Origin of the sequence: Bradyrhizobium campsiandrae, assembly GCF_014529705.1 — a bacterium.
In the GTDB taxonomy this organism is placed as follows: domain Bacteria; phylum Pseudomonadota; class Alphaproteobacteria; order Rhizobiales; family Xanthobacteraceae; genus Bradyrhizobium; species Bradyrhizobium campsiandrae.
Genome location: NZ_JAANIH010000025.1, coordinates 94,393 through 114,875 on the forward strand (window position 1 = coordinate 94,393; position 20,483 = coordinate 114,875).

At 63.2% G+C, this 20,483-nt stretch carries 14 protein-coding genes; 12 read left to right on the forward strand and 2 right to left on the reverse strand.

Annotation, left to right across the window (positions count from 1 at the left end):
- Window positions 1-216: 216 nt before the first annotated feature.
- The 4 genes from G8O24_RS20010 (at window position 217) to G8O24_RS20025 (ending at window position 3,192) form a co-directional block, all read left to right on the forward strand.
- Entirely contained in the window at window positions 217-387 is a 171-nt protein-coding gene (locus G8O24_RS20010) for a hypothetical protein (RefSeq protein ID WP_188102251.1), read from the forward strand.
- Window positions 388-597: 210 nt separating this feature from the next.
- Window positions 598-1,788: a polysaccharide biosynthesis/export family protein gene (locus G8O24_RS20015; protein WP_306666309.1), complete on the forward strand. Its 1,191-nt coding sequence runs from the start codon at window positions 598-600 to the stop codon at window positions 1,786-1,788.
- Between the two features lie 271 nt (window positions 1,789-2,059).
- Window positions 2,060-2,338 (forward strand): hypothetical protein, encoded by a 279-nt coding sequence (locus G8O24_RS20020; protein ID WP_191093268.1) that lies wholly within the window; start codon window positions 2,060-2,062, stop codon window positions 2,336-2,338.
- Window positions 2,338-3,192: a lytic transglycosylase domain-containing protein gene (locus G8O24_RS20025; RefSeq protein ID WP_188102253.1), complete on the forward strand. Its 855-nt coding sequence runs from the start codon at window positions 2,338-2,340 to the stop codon at window positions 3,190-3,192. Before G8O24_RS20020 ends, G8O24_RS20025 begins: the two co-directional genes overlap by 1 nt.
- Before the next feature lie 87 nt (window positions 3,193-3,279).
- Here G8O24_RS20025 and G8O24_RS45175 read toward each other — a convergent pair whose 3' ends face one another.
- Window positions 3,280-3,603 (reverse strand): FecR/PupR family sigma factor regulator, encoded by a 324-nt coding sequence (locus tag G8O24_RS45175; RefSeq protein ID WP_188102282.1) that lies wholly within the window; start codon window positions 3,601-3,603, stop codon window positions 3,280-3,282.
- On the reverse strand, window positions 3,494-4,189 hold the full coding sequence (locus tag G8O24_RS20035) for an RNA polymerase sigma factor (protein WP_188102254.1): 696 nt from the start codon (window positions 4,187-4,189) through the stop codon (window positions 3,494-3,496). Before G8O24_RS20035 ends, G8O24_RS45175 begins: the two co-directional genes overlap by 110 nt.
- A gap of 289 nt (window positions 4,190-4,478) precedes the next feature.
- Between G8O24_RS20035 and G8O24_RS20040 the strand changes: the two genes are divergently transcribed.
- From G8O24_RS20040 to G8O24_RS20075, 8 genes are all read left to right on the forward strand, one after another.
- Window positions 4,479-6,257 carry a ShlB/FhaC/HecB family hemolysin secretion/activation protein gene (locus tag G8O24_RS20040; RefSeq protein ID WP_188102256.1) on the forward strand — a complete coding sequence of 593 codons (1,779 nt, stop codon included), beginning with the start codon at window positions 4,479-4,481 and terminating at the stop codon, window positions 6,255-6,257.
- The gene (locus G8O24_RS20045; RefSeq protein ID WP_188102258.1) at window positions 6,258-8,201 is read left to right on the forward strand and encodes a DUF2341 domain-containing protein; all 1,944 of its coding nucleotides are present in this window, start codon (window positions 6,258-6,260) and stop codon (window positions 8,199-8,201) included.
- 4 nt (window positions 8,202-8,205) lie between these two features.
- Complete coding sequence (locus G8O24_RS20050; protein ID WP_188102259.1) at window positions 8,206-8,610, forward strand: ExbD/TolR family protein; 405 nt, start codon at window positions 8,206-8,208, stop codon at window positions 8,608-8,610.
- Between the two features lie 17 nt (window positions 8,611-8,627).
- Window positions 8,628-9,350 carry a TonB C-terminal domain-containing protein gene (locus G8O24_RS20055; RefSeq protein ID WP_188102261.1) on the forward strand — a complete coding sequence of 241 codons (723 nt, stop codon included), beginning with the start codon at window positions 8,628-8,630 and terminating at the stop codon, window positions 9,348-9,350.
- A gap of 72 nt (window positions 9,351-9,422) precedes the next feature.
- Window positions 9,423-11,270, forward strand: a complete 1,848-nt coding sequence (locus tag G8O24_RS20060) for a putative porin (protein WP_188102262.1) — start codon at window positions 9,423-9,425, stop codon at window positions 11,268-11,270.
- Window positions 11,271-11,272: 2 nt separating this feature from the next.
- Complete coding sequence (locus G8O24_RS20065; RefSeq protein WP_188102264.1) at window positions 11,273-11,863, forward strand: hypothetical protein; 591 nt, start codon at window positions 11,273-11,275, stop codon at window positions 11,861-11,863.
- Window positions 11,860-12,891: a peptidylprolyl isomerase gene (locus G8O24_RS20070; RefSeq protein WP_188102265.1), complete on the forward strand. Its 1,032-nt coding sequence runs from the start codon at window positions 11,860-11,862 to the stop codon at window positions 12,889-12,891. Before G8O24_RS20065 ends, G8O24_RS20070 begins: the two co-directional genes overlap by 4 nt.
- A 250-nt stretch (window positions 12,892-13,141) precedes the next feature.
- Window positions 13,142-20,483 (forward strand): filamentous hemagglutinin N-terminal domain-containing protein (locus G8O24_RS20075; RefSeq protein ID WP_188102268.1); only part of this gene is annotated, 7,342 nt, incomplete at its 3' end.

Below are 20,483 nucleotides of genomic sequence, written 5' to 3' on the forward strand. Positions count from 1 at the left end.
TTGATCGACAGATGAAAATCGCAGCGATTGTTTCAGTGCGGTCACAGCAACGATAAGAAATAAACTTAAAAGCACCGACACTCGCCAATTGTGGCCAAGCTGTGGGGCTGACGGCATCACGATCTGAGGGCGAGCCTTCTGGGGGCTTGAATGCGTACGAGTGATTTGCTCGGTCCGATATGTGTGAAATCCGACCGGTCGCGGACGAGCGCGACGGTGTATGATCTTAGCGAACGCCAGGACCTGAATGGTCATATTCGCAGGATTAAAACCCTCAAGCACGAGAATGCGCTTCTGTCCCGCATGATCGCCGAAACGCGGCTCGAGATCGTACGCTTGCAGAAGGAACTCGAGAGCCAGTCGTCGCTGCCGGACGATCTTGCCTAGGTTCGAACGTGATGCCCTTCGTGAGCGAAGCGCTGTCGTGGCGCGACCGGCCTCGACCAGCGGTCGTTTGATTTCGCAACGATCCTGCCACTGACGTCTAGTGGTCAGGCAGGCCATCGATCTCGAATCCGGTCAGGGAAACATGGATTGCCGTGTCAAAACGTCGCAAGCCGGCGAGGCGTGCGCTAATTCTGGTGCGAACGAACGGTCATGCGATTGATGAGCCTGCTTGCCGTCGCGTGCTGCCTCGCCGGCACCACTGTACTTGGCGGCTGTGGTTTCATTCCGATGGCGGGCCCGGCCGGCCTCGACATCAAGAACGAGAACACCACGGCGCTGCCATTTGCAGTGGTGAAGCTGACGCCGAGCGTTCTTCAGGTGCTGGAAAAATACGAGCCGGATGGTTTGCCCGGCGCTCTGCGGGACGCCCGACCGCCGTCTAGTATCCGCTTCGGTATCGGCGACATCGTCAGTGTCACGATTTTCGAGGCCGCGGCAGGCGGCTTGTTCGTGCCGCTCGAGGCCGGCGTAAGGCCGGGAAATTTCGTCAATCTGCCAGATCAGGCCGTGGATAATGACGGAAATATCACAATTCCCTATGCGGGTGCGGTACGGGCAGCAGGGCGCACCAATGTGCAGATCCAGGACGACATTCTCCAGCGCATCAAGAAGCGGGCGATCGATCCCCAGGTCGTCGTCACTTCGAGCCAGCAACGTTCGTCTCTCGTCAGCGTGTTTGGAGAGGTGAAGTCGCCGGTCCGTTTTCCGATGCCGGCGTCCGGCGCGCAGGACCGGATCACGGACGCGATCACGAGGGCTGGCGGCATCAGCGGGGCCGGCTGGGAGACGTGGGTCGTGCTCGAGCGCGGCGGCAAACGCGTGACCTTGCCGTTCGCCAACCTAGTCTATTGGCCCTCCACCAATATCTTCGTCCAGCCGGGAGACCGTCTCTATCTCTACCGCGAGCCGATGAAGTTCTTGGCATTCGGCGCCACAGGTCAACAAGGCGAGTTCAATTTCGACGCCTGGAGGATCAATCTGACCCAGGCGGTGGCAAAGGCCGGTGGCCTTCTCGATCTTCAGGCAGATCCTGCCTCAGTCTTCGTCTATCGGCGCGAGCCTGTCGAAGTGGCCCGGCAGCTGGGGATTGACCCTTCGAAGTTCGACGGGACGGGCGGCGTGCCGATCGTCTTCAATGTCAGCTTCCAGGATCCGGCGGGTTATTTCCTCTCGACCAAGATGCAGATGCGCCCGTTCGACGTCATCTATGCGGCAAATGCACCGCAGGTCGACGTCACCAAGGTCCTGAACTTCATCAATACCGCCATCGTAACCGCCGACAACGGCGTCAACCTGACCAATGATGTATTTGTCGCCCGGATTAACAGCAAGGTGCGTTAGGCTCAATCTCGGATCAGCAGTAGCGAGATTGCGTGTTAGTCGATATGATAAGCCAGTTCGATGCACCGGATGCGGCGGCAACGTCGCGCGACCCGGACCGCAAGCTGGGGGCAGGATCATGCTTCGCGATATCGGCATATTCAGGCGGCATGCTTCGAGATTTGTTTCGTTGGCGCTTGTGAGCGGGATGATCGGCGTCGCAGGGCAGGGACATGCTCAGGGCCCGTCTCCCGGTTTGCCGGCTGCGACGTCCTCGCCGGCTGGAGGCACCATGATCGGCGGCCAGCCGCCAGTGTCGACCCTCGAGCGGTGCGTCGACGTGAGGATTGGCAACGAGAGTTCGTTCGGCTGCATCAATCAGCAGCTCCGGCGCGAGGTCGACCGCGCCAATCCTTCACTCAATCTGCCCCCTATCGATGCCCGTTCGCCCGACGTGCGGGTCGGCAACGTAAACGAGGCCGCGGTCCGGCAGCAATACGGATCGAACTATGGCCGCTCGGCCATCCCATACCGGCCGGCGGCGCCAAACTATTCGTTCACGCGCCGGTGATGCACGGCTCGCCAAAGAATGGCGCTCCGTGCGCCGGCAACGCACGATGGCGATACGCTGCTGCCGCGATCCTGCTGTCGGTTACATTTGGACGTGCCGCTGTCGCGCAAACCGACGTCGCCGAGGACTCCGGTAGCGCGGCCGTGATGCGTCCGGCCGAGCAGCCCGATCCGGGGGATCCCGCGCCATTAATTCTGGAGCCATTCGTCGCGCGATCACTGACCGCGGCCGACATGCCGCCCAGCACGCCGTTCGCGAGCTACAACATCCCTCGGTTGAGCGCCACTTTTGGTCGCGATTGGCAGGCAGGGCGCAATGAATATCGCGCGATCGTGGAGCGCGCATCGCTCGATTTTGGTCTGCCCGCAGCTCTGCTCGATGCCATCATGGCGGTCGAGAGCCGCTATAACCCTGCCGTGGTGGGGAGGGATGGAGAGGTCGGTTTGATGCAAGTCATGCTGCCGACGGCTCGCATGCTTGGCTTCACCGGCAGTGTCACCGAACTTGCCTCTCCCGAAGTCAACGTCCACTACGGCGCGAAATATCTGGCGGGAGCCTGGCGTCGGGCCGGAGGAGACATCTGCACGACTGCCATGAAGTATCGCGCAGGCCACGCCGAGACGCGCTTCTCATTCCTGTCTGTGGACTATTGTCAGCGCGTCCGTCATCACCTGGCGGCCAATGGTGTTGTAGTGACGGGCTCGGTTCCGCAACCGACCTTTGGTGCCCCACGTGGTGCGGCCACGCCGCGGAGCCGATCCATTGCGAGCGGAGCAACTGTGAACTTCGCCGCGCTGAATGCACGGCTGCGAGACATGACGAGCCGAGGCCCATCCCACGGCTCTGCCCAATGAGGAGGCGCTGACGGACGCGACGGCCAGCGGCAAATCGCCCGGCGGACGTTGCAGAGAGCGTCGAAGGCGCGCGGCGGCCCGAGACGATCACGGAGGCGTCTTACGTCGCGGTCGGTCTTGCCGCCGCAGCGATCCACCGTGACCAAGTTCGTCGAGTGCGGAGCCGATCGCCCGCCAGGATTTCACGGCTTCACGAAAAGCGCTTTCATGAGCGGAGCTCCTGGCACGCCATTTCAGGAGGCGCTCGGCGTCGGCAATTGTTGCGTCGCCCGAGTTCAGGCGTACGACCCATGCTATGGCATCACGAGCCAAGGAACCCGATCGTTTGGAATGATCGCTTCTTTTGGGCACGGTCACGATCCAGCGCTTCCCCGCAGACGCCGGTCGCAAGCGATTGGCCCCGAACGACATGTCTTCGAACATGAGACGGTCTGGGGAACAGAAAACCGAATTTGTCGCGCGAGGGGCGCTTCATCCGCTCCGCACAATGCTCGATGGCTTGCTTGAGGTCCATTTCGATGGTGCGCACGGTAACCCCAAGCAGCTCGGCAATCTCCCGATTTGGCATCGCCTCGACGCGCGAAAGGAGCAGGACTCGGCGGCGGCGATCCGGCAATTCGGCGATGGCGCGCTTGAGCAGCTCGATCTCCGAGCGGTCTTCCACGATGCGCGCGGCATTGGGCCGATCGTCGGGAATGTCGAGCAGACTGTCGATCTCGGCGGACGTCAGGCGGCGGCTCTCCGCACGTCGTCGGTCGTTGGCGACGTTGAGCGCGATACGAAATAGATAGGCCCTGGGATTGCGAACCTCCGCAATCTCGCCGATCGCTTCGAGCCGAAGGTATGTCTCGTGAAGCACTTCCGAGGCGAGTTCCGCCGAACCAAGCCGGCGTGCCAGCCGCCGGTCCAAAGTTGCGTATTCGGCGAGCAACAGCTCGCGCAGAATCCTGATGTTGCTGTCGGTCATAGTACGCGCCCCACTCAGCTCAGTCCCCAACGGGGCGCGACCGTAGTGATGTGGCGCAACGGCAATGTGACATTTGTATCATGATACTCATGTCGATCGCGTATCTATGTTATGTCTCGACGGACCTGGTGATAACGCGACAGATGGCGAAGATTTTTTTCGCGGAGCACTGGAGCGCGGCGTCCACGGGGTAAGGACGCCTGTCGGCCGACCGCTATCGGATCGAGTGATCCGAGAGTCGACGTCGTGACGCAATCGTCCGATCGCCGAGAACGAGATCGAGGATTGTGTGGATACGTGGATCGTCAGGGCGTGGGCCATGCGCCATCCGCGACGCGCAAGCCGGCGGCGGGGCCTGTTTGATCTGTTCAAGCCGGCCGCATCACGACCGGGACTTTACGCCGCGACATGTTGCCTTGTCTTGATATCGAGCGGCGTCACGCCCGCCGCGGCCAAGCAAACCGATGCGGACAACGCCAGGCGCAAGCCCCAAGCGGCGGCACCCGACGCCACCAAGCCGTCGCAGGGCGGTTCGGGGGCCGCCAAGCCCGCGGCGGAGAAGCCGGCCGCTCCGGCGCGGTTTGATATTGACGAATTTCGTGTGGAGGGTGCCGACAGTCTCCCACAGATCGAGGTCGAAGCTGCGGTCTATCCATATCTCGGCCCCCAGCGAACGGCGGATGACGTCGAGAAGGCCCGCGCTGCGGTGGAAAAGGCCTATCACGACAAAGGTCTGCAAACTGTCAGCGTCGCCGTGCCGCAACAGGATGCGCAGCGCGGATTCATCGTTTTGCGTGTCGGTGAGAGTCGCGTCGGACGATTGCGCGTGAAAGGTTCGCGTTATTTCGATACGGCAGTCATCAAGAAAGAGGCACCTTCGCTCGGCGAAGGGTCACTTCCCAATTTCAAGGAAGTCACCAAGGATATCGTATCGCTCAACAGATGGCCCGATCGCCGCGTCACGCCGGCCTTGCGGGCCGGCGTAGCCCCCGGCACCGTCGATGTCGATCTCAACGTCGAGGATACGTTCCCGCTCCATGGCAGCCTGGAGCTCAACAACCGGCAGAGCCCGAGCACCACGCCATTGCGAGCCAGCATATCGGCGCACTACGACAACCTTTGGCAGCTCGGTCATTCCGCGACGGTGACCTTCCAGGAGGCCCCGCTGAATCCAAAGGACGCCATGGTCCTGTCCGGCTCCTACCTGGCGCGAACGGATCTGGATTGGCTGAGCGTTCTCGTTTACGGCCTCAAATCCGACAGTTCGGTCGCAACGGTCGGAGGATCCAATGTCGTCGGACCCGGCCAGGTCATCGGCGGGCGCGCGGTCATCACGCTGCCGACCAAGGGAGAGCTCTTTCACACGTTGTCACTCGGCGTCGACTGGAAGGATTTCCAGCAGACGCTGTCGCTTGGGCGGGATTCGTTCAGTTCGCCGGTCAGTTATGTGCCTCTGGTCGCGAGCTACGGTGCGACCTGGCAAGGAGAGGGAAGGCTGACGCAGCTGAACGCCGCGATCACCGCCGGACTACGCGGCATCGGTAGCAATGCCGACGAGTTCGACGCCAAGCGCTTCAAGGCCACGGCCAATTTCATCCATCTGCACGCGGATTTGTCGCATACCCATGATCTGCCGCAGGGGTTCCAGCTCTATGGAAAAATACAGGGGCAGATCACGGATCAGCCACTGGTGTCGAGCGAGCAAATCAGCCTTGGCGGCCAGGATACGATCCGCGGCTATCTCGAATCCGAGGTGCTGGGCGACTATGGCGTTGCGGGCACGGCCGAACTGCGCACGCCGAATCTTGCGCCCTATCTAGAACAGAAGCTGGCAAATCCGGGTGGCACGCCGATCAAGTACAACGCCTTCGACGAGATGCGCTTCTTCACTTTTGCCGACGCCGGCATGGTTAGGCTTCGCGAGCCGCTGACCGATCAGCAGAACCAATTTGATCTCGCCAGCTATGGCGTCGGCGTGCGGGTCAAGACGCTGCGCTATCTCAACGGCGTTTTCTTCGTCGGTGTTCCGCTGACGAGCCAACAGGTCACCGTGGCCAATCATCCAAGAGTCAGTTTTCGGGTCTGGGGAGAATTCTAGATGTTGCTCCGTCGCTTCGGATCCCGCTCCGGTCGCTTCGGCGGACCCGCGATGTTCATGCTTCTGCTGCTGGCGGTGCTGTGGCCCGGCCAGGCCGCGGCATGGTGGAATGATCAGTGGAGCCTGCGAAAGAAGATCACCATCGACACCGCGCAATCCGGCGCCGTCGTCAGCGACCCCATCGGCACGACACCGATCCTGGTGCGGCTGCATATCGGGAACTTCAAGTTCAGCGCTGCCAAGGATGACGGCGGCGACCTCCGTTTCATCGCGGCAGACGACAAGACACCGCTCAAGCATCACGTTGAGAAATTCGACTCGCTCCTCGGCGAAGCGCTCGTATGGGTCAGCGTTCCCGATCTCAAGCCGGGTACCAAGAACGACATCTGGCTCTACTTCGGCAATGCCAAGGCTCCGGCTGCGGTGGACGCCAAGGGGACCTATGATCCGGACACGCTGCTCGTCTATCACTTCAACGATCGAGGGACGCCAGCGCAGGACGTAACGGCTTGGGCCAACAGCGCGCAGAACGTCGGCACGGCGGCGGATGGCTCGATCATCGGGCAGGGTGCCCGCCTCGATGGTCAGAGCGCTCTGATGCTGCCGGGGTCGCCGTCGCTGGTCGTGGCGGAAGCCGGAGAGCTGACATGGTCGGTCTGGCTGAAGATGACGGCGCCGCAGCCGCGCGCGGTGCTGTACTCCCGCGTCGAGGGGAGCAATGGGCTGACCATTGGTCTCGACAATGGCGTGCCGTTTGCGGAAGTCGCAAATAGTGGGACCACGCAGCGCAGCGGAGAAGGTGCCGCGATCGCGCCTGGCACGTGGCATCATCTGGCCCTCGTCGCCAAAGCTGGCCAGATCACGCTCTACCTGGACGGCAATCCATTCTCCACGCTGGCTGCGGCGCTTCCGACGATGACGGGCGTGGCACAGCTCGGACAAGCTAGCGCTGCCGCCGCGGCGGGCGCCGTGGACTCCTCGTCGGGCACGCCGGCTGCGGACGCGACTGGGGCCGGTGCCGCGACGTCAGGTGCAACCGGCTTTGCCGGCGATATCGATGAGTTTGAGATCGCCAAGGTGGCCCGGCCGGCGGGCTTCATCAAGGTCGCTGCGATTGGGCAAGGACCGGATCATGCCAAGTTGATCTCGTTCAGCATGGACGAGGAAACCTCCGGCTGGTTCAGCGGCGGTTATTTCGGCGTGATTCTCAGGTCGGTCACGCTGGACGGATGGGTCGTCATCGGCTTGCTGGCCATCATGGCGGTGATCAGTTGGTACGTGATGGTCGACCGCATCTCCTACCTGAACCGCGCCGGCAGGGGCAATCTGCTCTTCCTGAAACACTTCCGCGAGCAGGCGACGGATCTCGATGGTCTGCTGCAGCTCGATCGCGAGGAGGCCGGCGAGGGCGACAGCATCGGTCCGAAGTTCTCGGCCAAGGAACGCAAGACCGTCCATGCCGCACCACTCTATCGGCTGTTCGGCGCAGGGGCCGCCGAGATCCGACGACGCTTCGCCGGCGGTGGCCGACGGATGCTGTCCTCACACGCGATCGAGTCGGTCCGGGCGATGCTCGATAGCGCCTATGTGCAGGAGACGCAGCGTCTCAACAGACTGATGGTGATGCTGACGATCGCCATTTCGGGCGGGCCGTTCCTCGGCCTGCTCGGAACGGTGGTCGGCGTCATGATCACCTTCGCCGCGATTGCGGCGAGCGGCGACGTGAATGTCAACGCCATCGCGCCTGGTATCGCGGCTGCGCTGGTTGCAACGGTGGCCGGGCTCGGCGTCGCGATCCCGTCGCTGTTTGCCTACAACTACCTCACGATCCGCATCAAGGACATGACGAGCGAGATGCAGGTTTTCGTCGATGAGCTGATCACGCGGATTGCTGAATCCTACGATAGCCGGCCCGACGAGCCGATGAAGCAGGCTGCGGAGTAGTGCGATGCAGGTCCAGTCCGACAGCAAGCCATACGACGACATCAACATCACGCCGATGCTCGATCTCGCCTATGTGCTGCTCGTGATCTTCATCATCATGACCACGGCGACCGTTCAGGGCATGAAGGTGAATTTGCCGAAGGCGAGTGCGGCGCCCTCGCTGGCGCAGCAGACGACGAAGGCGATCACGGTCACCAGCGACGGCAAGATCTTCCTCGACACCATTCCAGTGAGCCTCGCCGAGCTCGAGCAGCGGCTGGTCCAGCAGCGTGCGTTGACGCCTGAGTTTCCGATCGTGGTGCGCGGAGACAGCCAGACACAATATCAGAACGTGGTCGATGTGCTGGATCTGCTCGGCCGGCTCAACTTCACGCAGGTCGGCATGGCGACCAAGCCCGTGGCGAGATGAGCTGTTGAGCCTGGCAAATGGCGCAGCGCCTCACAGCAGCGGAAGACGACGACAGGCCGGCCTGGTGGCGACGTGCGTTGCTGGCAGGCGGAGGCGTGTTCCTGCTTGCCCTGCTCGTGGTCGGCATCGTGATGGTACTGAAAGGCGACAACGAGCCACCACCGCGCAAGGTGAACGAGCTCCAGGTCACGATGGTGCTTCCGCCGCCGCCACCGCCGCCACCACCCCCGCCGCCGGAGCAGCAGCCCGAGCAGAAGGTGGTCGAGCAGACGCCGGTCAAGCAGGAGATGATCGAAGAAAAGCCGGTCGACATCCCAAAGGAGGCGCCGCCGGACGTGAGCAACGATCCCCTCGAGGCGCCGCCCTCGATCGAGAGCAACACGGCCGGCCCGGGCGACTTGAAGGGTGGCAAGGGTGGCCTGATCGGAGGCAACGGCGGCGGTGGCGGCGGCGGCAGCAGTCGTTTCGGCTGGTATGCGAGCCTGGTTCAGACCCAGGTCGAGGCCGCGTTACGCGCCAACGACAGGACGCGGCACTCGGTGATGCGGATTCAGCTCCAGCTCTGGTCGGACACGACAGGACGCGTCAAGCGCGTGCAGCTGGTGTCGTCGACCGGCAACAGCGAACTCGATGCGGTGATCCGCGACCAGATTCTCGGCGGCATGACACTGCGCGAGCCGCCCCCGAAGGACATGCCGATGCCGATTGTGATGCGGGTCACCGCACGCAGTCCGAGCTGACGAAAAGCGCGGGGCCGGACCACCGGCCCAGCGTCGTGAGAGTGGGACAGAGTTGGACGAGAGGTTGAAGTCATGTGGCGTAGTGAGATGACCGGACGCGGATTGGTAGCGACGACCATTCTGCTTGCGCTGGCGATCCCCGCCATGGCCCAGGATGAGGCCGGTCCGCAAGCAAAGCGCCCGACTGTCGCGCGCAACGCGCCGCCGTCGGCGAATGCGACCGTCAATCTGATCAATCTGCTGGTGAAGCAGGGCGTGCTGGGCGAGGAGCAGGCGCAAGCCCTGATCAAGCAGGCCGATGACGAAGCCTATGTGGCGCGTCAGGCGGTCCGGGATGCGGCGTCAAAAGCCGACGGGGCCGAGAAGAAGGCGAGCACGGCTGCGGACGCCGTGTCGCCGCCGGGCACCAAGCGCGTCACCTATGTTCCGGAGATCGTCAAGAAGCAGCTGCGCGACGAGATCCGCGCGGAGGTGATGGATAAGGCCGAGAAGGAGAACTGGGCGTCTCCAGGCAAGTACCCGGAATGGGCGCAGCGGCTGCGCTTCTACGGCGATGTCCGCACGCGCTACGAGGGTGATTTCTTCCCGAGGGGGAACGCCGGTCAATTTGCGGTAAACTACAATGCCATCAATACCGGAAGCCCGTATAACGTTCTGGCCAACGGGCCCAATGCCAACCCTTATTTCTGGCCCACATATGACACGGACCAGGACCGTAACCGGGCACGGCTGCGTGCGCGTCTCGGTCTCGATGCCAACCTGTTCGAGGGATTCGCGGCTGGATTCCGAATTGCGACCGGCGACACGAGTTCGCCTGTGTCCTTCAACCAGTCACTTGGTGGATCGGGTGGGAATTTCAGCAAATATGCGATCTGGCTGGACCGAGCCTACATCAAGTACAGTCCCTGGAATGACCTGACCTTCCAGGCGGGGCGTTTCGACAATCCGTTCTTCTCTCCGACCGACCTCGTCTGGTACCGCGACCTCGGTTTTGACGGTGCGGCCATTCAGGCCAGGTTTCAAGTGCAGCCTGGCATCACGCCCTTCGTGGCCGCCGGCGCGTTTCCGATTTTCAATACTGACCTGAATGCTGGCTCGTCGCTCAATTTTAATGACATCAACGTTCTTCCAGGCAAGGCGCCAAGCCACGACAAATGGTTGTTGGGCGCGCAGGCCGGAGGCAGTTTTCAACCGGCGCCCGACGTCGACCTGACGGTGGGGGCTGCGTATTTCCACTATCTGAACGTGCAGGGACGGGTGTCTGATTCATGCATCGCCGTCACGGCTGCCGACTTCTGCAGTACAGATCTGACGCGACCGTCGTTTGCGCAGAAGGGCAATACCTACATGGCGCTTAGGAATATCCGTCCAACGTTCGACGCAGCAGGCAATGCCAATCCGCAATTCCAGTACTTCGGCCTTGCCTCGGACTTCCGCGATCTGGTTCTGAGCGGCCGGCTCGACCTCGGCTATTTCCATCCCGTCCACGTGATCCTGGATGGTGAATATGTCCGTAATCTCGCCTGGAATCGCGACGACATCGCGGCCAAAGTCCTCGCAAACCCGCTGCCCGTGAATGCGACCGCTGGATGCGCGACCGCTCCTTGCCCACAGACCTATATCGGCGGCAACCAGGGCTGGATGGCGCGAATGACCGTCGGCCATCGCGAAATGAAGGAGCTCTGGGACTGGAACGCCTTCGTCGGCTACAAATGGCTGGAATCGGACGCCGTCGTCGATGCCTTCACCGACTCTGACTTCGGTCTCGGCGGAACCAACCTCAAGGGCTATTTCATCGGCGGCAATGTCGCGCTTGGACCGAACGTGTGGGCCACGCTGCGTTGGATGAGCGCGAGCCAAGTCGCGGGCGCGCCTTACGCCGTCGACGTCGTGCAGTTCGATCTCAACGCGAAGTTCTGACCATGCGCTTTCTTGCTGTCCTTGTCTTCGTTCTGATCCTCGGCCTGCCGAGGATCTCCCATGCACAATCCGAGCCTGATCGTCTGCGCGAGGCGTTGCGGACGGCGACCGCGCAGTCCCGCGCGCTCGAAGACCAGCGCGCGGCACTTCAGGCCAAGCTGACCGCGGCCGAGCAGGAGCGCGATCGTCTGAAGAAGCAGAACGACACCTTTCGGGCGCAGGTCAAGGAGGCGGAGCAGGCCTATCGGCAAGCGGTCAAGGACTTCAACGAACGGATCGCGGAGCGCGACGACGCCCTCGAGAAGTGGAAGTTAGCCTATGGCGAGGCGGCGTCGGTCGCCCGCACCAAGGACACCGAGCGCACCAAGTTCGAGGGCGAAGCGACGGCGCTGAAAGCGAGCGTGAAGGCATGCGAGGCCAAGAACGTCAATCTGGCCAAGACCGCCAATGAGATCGTGACCAAATACGAAGAGATGAATCCGCTCGAGAAGGTGCTGGATCATGATCCGCTTTTCGGGCTGAAGCGCGTCGAGCATCAGAATGCGGCGCAGGATTTTCGCGACAAGATCATCGAGCAGAAAGTCAAGCCATGAACAAGACCGCTTTCCATAGCGCGATCCTCGCCGTGACGATGGGCGCCGCGATTGCCACCGCTGCGCAAGCGCAGACGCGGCCCGCCGGTCAGCAGCCGGCCGGCCGCGCAGCGCCGGCTGCGGCTCCCGCTCCGGCGCCCACGCCGCCGCGTCCGGCAGCCGAGGACGGTCCCGCGATCAAGAACACGGAAGTGGTCGCGCGCGTCGGTGACGGCGACATTACCGCAGAAGAGATTCGTGCAGCGATTGGTCAGCTTGATGCCCGGCAGCAGGCTGCGGTTGCACGCGACCCTGCGCTTCTGAGCCAGACTGTCCGCGCGATCCTGGCCACGCGTCTGGTGCTCAAGGAGGCCATTGGCAAGAAGTGGGATCAGCAGCCGGCCGTGGCCGCCCAGCTCGTGCGTGTGCGGGACAATCTGATTGCCGAAACCTACCTCCAGTCGGTCACGACCCCGCCGGACAGCTTCCCGAGCGAAGCCGAGATCAAGAGTGTCTATGAGGCCAATGCGAGCGCGCTGCTCGTGCCGCGTCGCTTCAAACTGGCGCAGATCGTCGTCAACCTCGCCAAGGACGCCGACAAGGGGGCGGAGGACGCTGCACGCAGGAAGCTGGATGAGATTGTCCGGAAGGTGAAGGCGACCGGCCAGGATTTCGGCAGTCTGGCGCGCAGTGCGTCCGAGGATACGGCGAGCGCCGAGCGTGACGGTGAAATCGGCTGGATCAACGAGCCGGATCTTCGGCCGGAGATCCGCAGCCAGGTCATCGGATTGCAAAAATCCGGCGTGACCGAGCCGGTCCGTCTCGATGACGGCTGGCACGTGCTGAAGCTGCTCGATACCGAGGCGGCCCGCACCCGCGCGCTCGCCGAGGTCAGGGATGCCTTGGTGCAGCGTATCCGCGCCGAGCGGGCCGAGACCAATCGTCGCGCCTACATGGCCGAACTGCTCAAGCAGACGCCGCCTGTGGTGAACGAGCTCGCATTGTCCAAGCTGTTCGATAACAAGCCCGAGCCCGTGCCGTCGCGTTGATCTGCACCGGGGCGCCGTTGGCCGGCCGAAGGCTTAGGGGTTCCATTGTGCGTCGAACGCCATGATAAGGCTCATGTGACAATATACAATATAATGATACTTATTTGTTAATTTGACATATCCCCGTCAGTAAACAACCGGTAAATCGTCCTCCAAAGCCGGTATGCCCTTCGAGGCGCGGCCTGGATTCGAAAGCTGTCGCGGCGGGCGTGCTCGTCCGCGGAGGAAATTCCGGATGATTTGCGTTCGAATGAGTAGCTCCGCCATGCGACGGTATGTCGTGCGTTCGGCGTGGCTTGGCGGAGTGAGCTTGCTGGCGCTGCTTGCCAGCGGCAAGGGGCAGGCGCGGGATCTCAATTCCATCGGAGGCGCGGTTCCGGCGACAGCTGCCGCCATTCAGGCGGCAGTGGCGGCCGCGCAACAGAGCGCTGCGGCCGGTGCGCAGGCCCAGGCGTCCTTGGCGCGCGCCACGGCAGCGCTTGCTGCCGCGCGTCAAGCCCAGCAAAGCGCCGCGGCACTCGGCTGGCAGGCCAGATTGGCTACGGGCCAGGCCATTCCACAGGGCGTCAGTGCCGGCGGATTGATGCCGAGCGGAGGCGTCACGGACACGTCCTGCGGCCAATCCTGCACGACCTTCGCGCTCAACACGCCCGGCGCCTTCAACGGTGCCGATTCGAAGTTGCAGCAGACGGTCGACGGGAGCGGACGGGCCACTGTCACCGTGACACAGACCCAGCATCAGGCCATCTACAACTGGGACAGCTTCAACATCAGCAGCAGCACCACGCTCCAGTTCGACCAGAAGGCGTCGGATTGGGTGGCTCTCAATCGCGTCAACCCGGATACGTCGCCGAACCTGTTGCTTCAGAGCGCGGCGTCGAACAACGGACACGCCAATCCGTCTTATATCGGCGGACAGATCAAGGCGCCGGGCGCGGTCTACGTCATCAACCGGAACGGCATCATCTTCGGTGCAGGCTCACAGATCAATGTGGCGACGTTCATCGGCTCGGTGCTCGATGTCGGCAAGCTGACCAAGTTGGATGCCGACAAGAACACCGTGTTCAACGACCTGGACTCGCGCGACAAGTTTTTCCTCGATACCGGTATTGCAAATCCAAACCCGACCTCTTTTTCGCTCTACGACAAGGACGGCGGCGCAAACAGCACCCTCATTCCCGGCAATATCGTGGTCGAGCAGGGCGCATCGATCACCGCGACGACCGCGACCGACGTCGTTCCACTGGGGTCGCCGGGCAACCTCTATCTGTTCGGCGCCAACGTCTACAACTATGGAACATTGACGGCCCAGCAGGAGGTCGGCATGGCCGCGTCGCGGGCCGTGTCGCTCACGGTCGGGAAATACGACGCAGCGCTATTTCCGAGCAACGTGCTGCCGAACGGCGTCACGTTCCGGGGAACTGGGCTGCAACTGCAGAACTACGGCAGGACGTTCGCGGCGGATGGCACGGGCAATCTGACGGACGCAAAATACTATCGCGATGAAGCCAACCATATCATCACGGGTGAAGTGACCAATGGCGGCGTGATCGACGTTCGCCAGGGCATCGCCATGCTGGGCGGCGACCGCGTCGCGGTAACGAACTTGCAGGACTTCGCGGGCAACGAGGTCCGGGATGCGGCCGGGAAGGCGATAGCAGGCGTGATCTCGGCCGACACCAGCATAAGCCGCAACAGCATGGTGCTCATGCACGCTGCGACCAGCGTGACGATGGATGGCGTCATCAGCGTTCGCGGATATGACGACAATGGCAGTACGCTCCCGATGTCTACCGGCGGCGACACGTCCAGCAACGTCCAGAGCTACATGCCGGCCTACATCGAAATGACGGCGCAGCGCAGCGTCACGATGGGATCCAACAGCCTTGTGTCGGCCCCGTCTGCCTCGGTGTCCCTCAACGCCGTCGCGATCAGTGGCTCTGCTGCGAAACGCCAGCTTTTCAATGGCAATACGAGTGGTGTCGGCACGAACACTGCCACACCGACGCTCGATGGCGCGCAGCAGGTGCTAATGTCGGGCAGCGATGCCGCCGGTCCGGGCGCGGTCATCGACGTGGCCGGCCTCCAGGACGTCGTTCTTCCCGCGTCCTACAACTTCATACCGTTCCAGCCGCGCGCCCAATTCGCGGACATGCCGCTGCAGCGCAACGGTCCGCTGTATGGCCAGACTCTCTACATCGACATTCGTGCGTCCGGCACGCGCAGCGACGGTACCAGCTGGGTCGGCACGCCGCTTGGAGATGCCAGCGGTGAGGTCAATGCGGTCGGGCGCAGCATCCAGCAGCTCATGACCTCAGGAGGCGCGGTCAGCCTTACCACTGACGTCGGGAGTTCCGGCATCGTTTCGTCCGGCCAGGGTGTCACGACGAGCAGCGGTTCGGTCATCAACGTCGCCGGCGGCCAGATCACGTTCCAGCCCGGATGGGTTCCGACGACCAGGCTGATCGGAATGGATGGCCGCCTCTACAGCATGGAGAACGCCAATCCCAACATGGCCTATGCCGGAATCGCGGGCCAGTTCACGGTCGACCATTCGCGCTGGGGCGTGAAAGAAGTGTGGTCGATGCAGACCTATTCGCCGGGCTATACCGAAGGACATGATGCCGGCGGCGTCAGCATCGCCACAGTGACGCAGCAGCTCGGAGGCACGATGTATTTCGGCTCCGTTGCCGGCCAACGCCAGCTCGCCCAAGGGGTCCCTCCGAGCGATACGACCGATCTAACGAGCGGCCAAGCGGTTGCGCGGCAGGCCGCATTGCAGGCCAAGGGCGATCAATTGCCCTCGCAGGGCTATCTGTCGATCACGACGCCATCTTATGTGCAGATTGGCAGCTCGGCTTCGACCAATTTCAACGTGAACGATCCGGTCAACCAGCTCTCCGCAGACACGTTGTCGAGCTATGGGCTGAGTGCCCTCTCGATCAAGGCCTACGACCTCGTGCTGTCATCGGGGAGCACGGTGAGGCTGGCGGCCGGCGGGCAGTTTACGGCGAGCATCGCCGGGGCGATCGATATTGCCGGCTCGATTTCAGCCCAGGGCGGCGCGATCAATCTGTCGACCCGGACCTATTCATACAAGGGCGACTTTGGATCGAACGCTCCGGACCGCAAGGCTCCCGCCGATCCACTGTCCGGCAATATCCTCGCCGGCAACGTCTATGTCGAAGGCACGCTCGACGTCAGCGGCCGCTTCACCAACGACGTCAAGCGCTTCGGTCTGGATGCGCAGGGACCTGCATTTATCAATGGCGGCTCGATCTCGATCGCGACGAGCAGGGACAGCGTCAGCGTCGACGGTAGTAGCTTTCGCGACAACACGGGCAGCATCCTGCTTGCGGACAAGAGCGTGCTCGACGTATCGAGCGGCGGCTATATCGGCGCGAATGGGCAGGCTAAGCTCGCCTCGTCCGGTACGATGGCCGGCAGGGGCGGAAGCATCTCGCTCACTTTGTACGGCACCTACGACTTTTGGGAGGCCGATGCTGGGGGTACGGGGGCGAACCCGCGGCTTCCGACCGCCGACAGCAAGCAGGCGGTTCTTCAACTCGGCGGAGCCATGCTCGCCTACGGCTTCGAGAGCAACGGCAGCCTGAAGCTCGGTGCGGCCGACGTCGTTCGCATCGGCGGCGCGCTGCAGGCCGGCGAGAAATCGACCATCAAGGTCGGGCAGGGCGCCACGATTCCGGCCGAGCTGCTCAACAGCGGCGGCTTCGGCTCCTACACGTTCGAGTCGGTTTCGGACCGTTATTCCGGGGCTGCTGCAAGCATCACCGTATCGGCCGGCGTCGCCTTGAACCTGACGCAGACCAATCTCGCCAGTTCGCCGGATTATCTTGCGACGGGCACCGGCACCAAGCTCGGGTTTGAAGCCCGCCAGACGCCGTCGAAACTCGCAGTCCTGCCGGACGACCAGCGCAAGGCGGTCAATCTGACCCTCAAGGCCGACAATGTCGTCCTCGACGCCGGCTCCGCGATCAGGACGGATCCGAAGGCGACGATCACGATCGGCGGCAGCCGTACGGCCGCAGACAAAGATCCTTTCTTGCACGATCATCCCGCTCAGAGCGTCCAGCTGCGCGGCAGCATTGTCGACCATGGCGGCGTGCTGGCGATCAATGCGCTCAACACCTGGCTCGACGCCTGGACTCAGTCGCAGGCGCGTATCGATCTGTCCGGAACGTTCATCGCCAATTCGCGGTTTGGCGAGGTTGGAGGTCCGGCCCTCAGCGGCACCGTGGTGTCCGGCGGGACTTTCCAGGTCGAAGCCGCGTCGATCCAGTCCCTCAGCGTCGGCGGCACCATCATCTATGCCTACGGGATACCAGCCGGATCGGTCGTGGCCGAGAGCGGATTGCAGATCGACGTGTCCGGTTATGCCGGCCAGGTCCAGGTCGCCGGCGCGCGCGGACAGACGTCGTCGACGTGGCTCTGGAGCGATGCCGGCAGCGTCCAGATCGACGCGACGGGCCTTGCTTGGGGCGGCAGCTTCGCTGCGGCCGGCGGACGATTGTCGGACGGCACCGTCATGCGCGCGGCGGATGGCAAGACCGCGATCGCCAACAACGGCACCGTCGTTCTAGGCGGCGGCCCGATGGCACTGCAACAGGACGATGCTGCCATCAAGGTCGCGCTCGAAGCTTTCCATCAGTCGAGCAACAAGGCCGGGCCCGGCTCGCTCTACGTCTCCGCCGATCAACTAGCCCCTTTCGACAACATCTATCTGTACAGCGGTGGTGCGATCGGCGGAGCCGGGCGTATCTTCACCGATCTGCCGATGAACACGGCCGGTCTCGGCGCGACGGCGCTGAATCCTCTCACCATCTCGAATTCGTTGAGCTGGCACGTCGCCAACAGGCTGCACATCGCTGCGTCCTCGATCGCGACGCTCCAGGACGGCAGCAGCGTGACGCTCGATGCACCCTATGTCTCGCTCACGGGCGGCACCGACGCGGTCAAATCAGGCACGAGTTTGTTCGCCGTCACGGCTGAAGCGATCGACATCGAGGGCGCCGCGCTGTCCGGGTTCGGCCAGGTTCGTCTGCAGAGCTCCGGCGACATTCGCCTCAGCACCCCGAAGGTTGCCAACAGCTTCGACGCCAGCGGGAACGTCCAGGGACCGTCGAGCTTCACGGGGACGCTTGCTGCCTACGGCGATATTCTGCTGTCGGCCCAGCGGGTCTATCCCGTTTCGGCAGTGGACTTCACAATCGCGAGCACGGCCGGCAACGTCGCGTTCCGAGCGCCGGAGGGAAGCACCTCGGATTTGCCGCTGTCGGCGGGTGGCTCTCTCACGGTCAAAGCATCCAACATTGATCAAGGCGGAAACATCTTCGCCCCGCTTGGCAAGATCAAGCTTGTCGGCGGCACCGGCACCAATCCCGACGGCACAAGGCAGGGGGTCGTGCTGCGGCCCGGCAGCCTGACGTCGGTCACGCTGCTCGATACCGTCGTGCCTTACGGTGCGACATCGGAAGGCACCGGCTGGTACTACAACGCAAAACTCAAGCCGCTGTCCGAACCCCCGTCCAAAGGGCTCGAACTCGACGGGGCGATCGTCTCGGTCCAGGCGGGATCCGTCATCGATGAACGTGGCGGCGGCGATCTGCAAGCCATGGAATGGGTCCAGGGCAAAGGCGGTTCCCACGATACGCTGACCGGCATCAATGGCGGGCTCGCGAACGCGTCCGGCGCGGGACAGACCGTCTACGCCCTCGTGCCCTCGAGCACGAGCGCGGTCGCGGCATTCGACATCCATATAACCGCAGCGAGTTCCCCGAACGCCGCCGGCCAGTCTGGTAAGAAGTTCACGCTGCCAGGCGGACAAGTGCTGTACTTGCAGTCCGGCGACGTTTATCCGCTGGCCGGCACCCAGATCAGCGTGAACGGGGGTAACGGCATTCCGGCCGGCACCTACACGCTCTTTCCGGCGCACTACGCCACGCTCCCCGGCGCGATGCGTGTCGTTTATTACGGCGACAACACGTCGGGAACGGTGACGTCGGGCACGACGCTGCAGGATGGCACGGTTCTCGTCACCGGAAACTACACACAGTCGACCGTGGCCGGAAAGCAATCGTCCGGCCAGAGCATCTTCGCGGTGCAGAGCAACGCCGTCTGGCAGCAATACAGCGAATACAGCTTCAATCGCGCCAACGTCTATTTCGCCCAAAAGGCCGTGCACGACGGTGCGAACGTGCCGCGGCTGCCCATGGACGGTGGCCGGCTCGCCGTGAACGCGCTCCAGGACATCCTGCTGGAGGGCGTGGCCAAGTCTCGTCCCGCGCCGGGTGGGCGCGGCGGCGAACTCGACATCGCCGGCACCAAGCTCGCCATCGTTGGTCGCCAGCAATATCTCGATCGTTCGAACCCGGACAATGTCGCGGCCGGATATATCGCGATCGATGCCGACCAGCTCAACAGCTTCGGTTTTGAGAGCGTCCTGATCGGCGGTACGCGCGGAGCAACCGATCCGACCAAGGGAACGCTGATCACGCCGGTTGCAACCGACGTCATGGTCGATACCCGAGGCGACAAGGTGGCCGTGCCGGAACTGATGCTGGTCACGCAGGCGGCCGGCCAATGGCACGTGCAGGACCAGTGGTACCAGGTCGGATCCACGCTGGTCTATGTCCCGGTCGCTCTCTACGGGCCGTCGTCCGACGTCTCCGTGGTGATCAAGTCCGGCAGCATCATTGAAACCACCGGCAACATTGATGCCGGATATGGTCGGCAGTACAGCATCGTCAACAGCAGTCCGCCGCAGACGGCGCTCTCGCGTGCGCAGGAAGTGGCGCAATCGCTGGGCGGCACGCTCCAGGCCGACGGAACGATTACCGGCGTTGACCTGAGCAAGCTGAAGGCATTCTGGTACTGGAACGATTTCAAGTCGTGGACCTCGACCCCCGGGGTCGATCCGACCAGCCTGGCATTCTACGCCTTCGGCGGCCCGACGTCGCAACAGCCGGGCCTCGGCGCTCTGTTCGTCGCATCCGGCGATGCCGGCCTGAAGGTGAATGGACCGACGGGCGTTCCGGTGCCGCCGCTGACGCTGAAATTCGCCGACTTGAAGTCCGTGCCCGGCGTTCCCGATACCGGGCCGGTCACCACGCTCGACGGCAAGCAGGCGAGCCTCACGCTGCCGGGCGGCGATGCCGGACGGATCACGATCGAAGCCGGCGCCACGGTGACGACCACCGCGCTGACGCTGCAGGCAACGGCTGCAACCAACGCCATTGCGCTCAACGGTGACGTTCACGCGACCAAGATGGATCTGCGGGCGCAATCCTTCGCGATCGGTTCGGGAAGCGGAGCCGCGCCGGCAAGCGTGCGCCTGTCCGCAGATCGCCTCGGCGGGGTGGAGGGGCTGACGCTCAGAACGCTGTCAGGCGCCGTTTCGGTGTATGGCAGCTTCGATCCCGCCGCGTCCATGACCAGTCTCACGCTGGACACGGCGGCGATCACGCGCGGTGCCGGCAGCCGCGACGGCAACCGCCCGATTCGCGGTCCCGCCCGCAACGTCAGGACCGCGGGCCGCCGCGTGACCCGTCCCAACCACACCCGCCTTTCGCGTC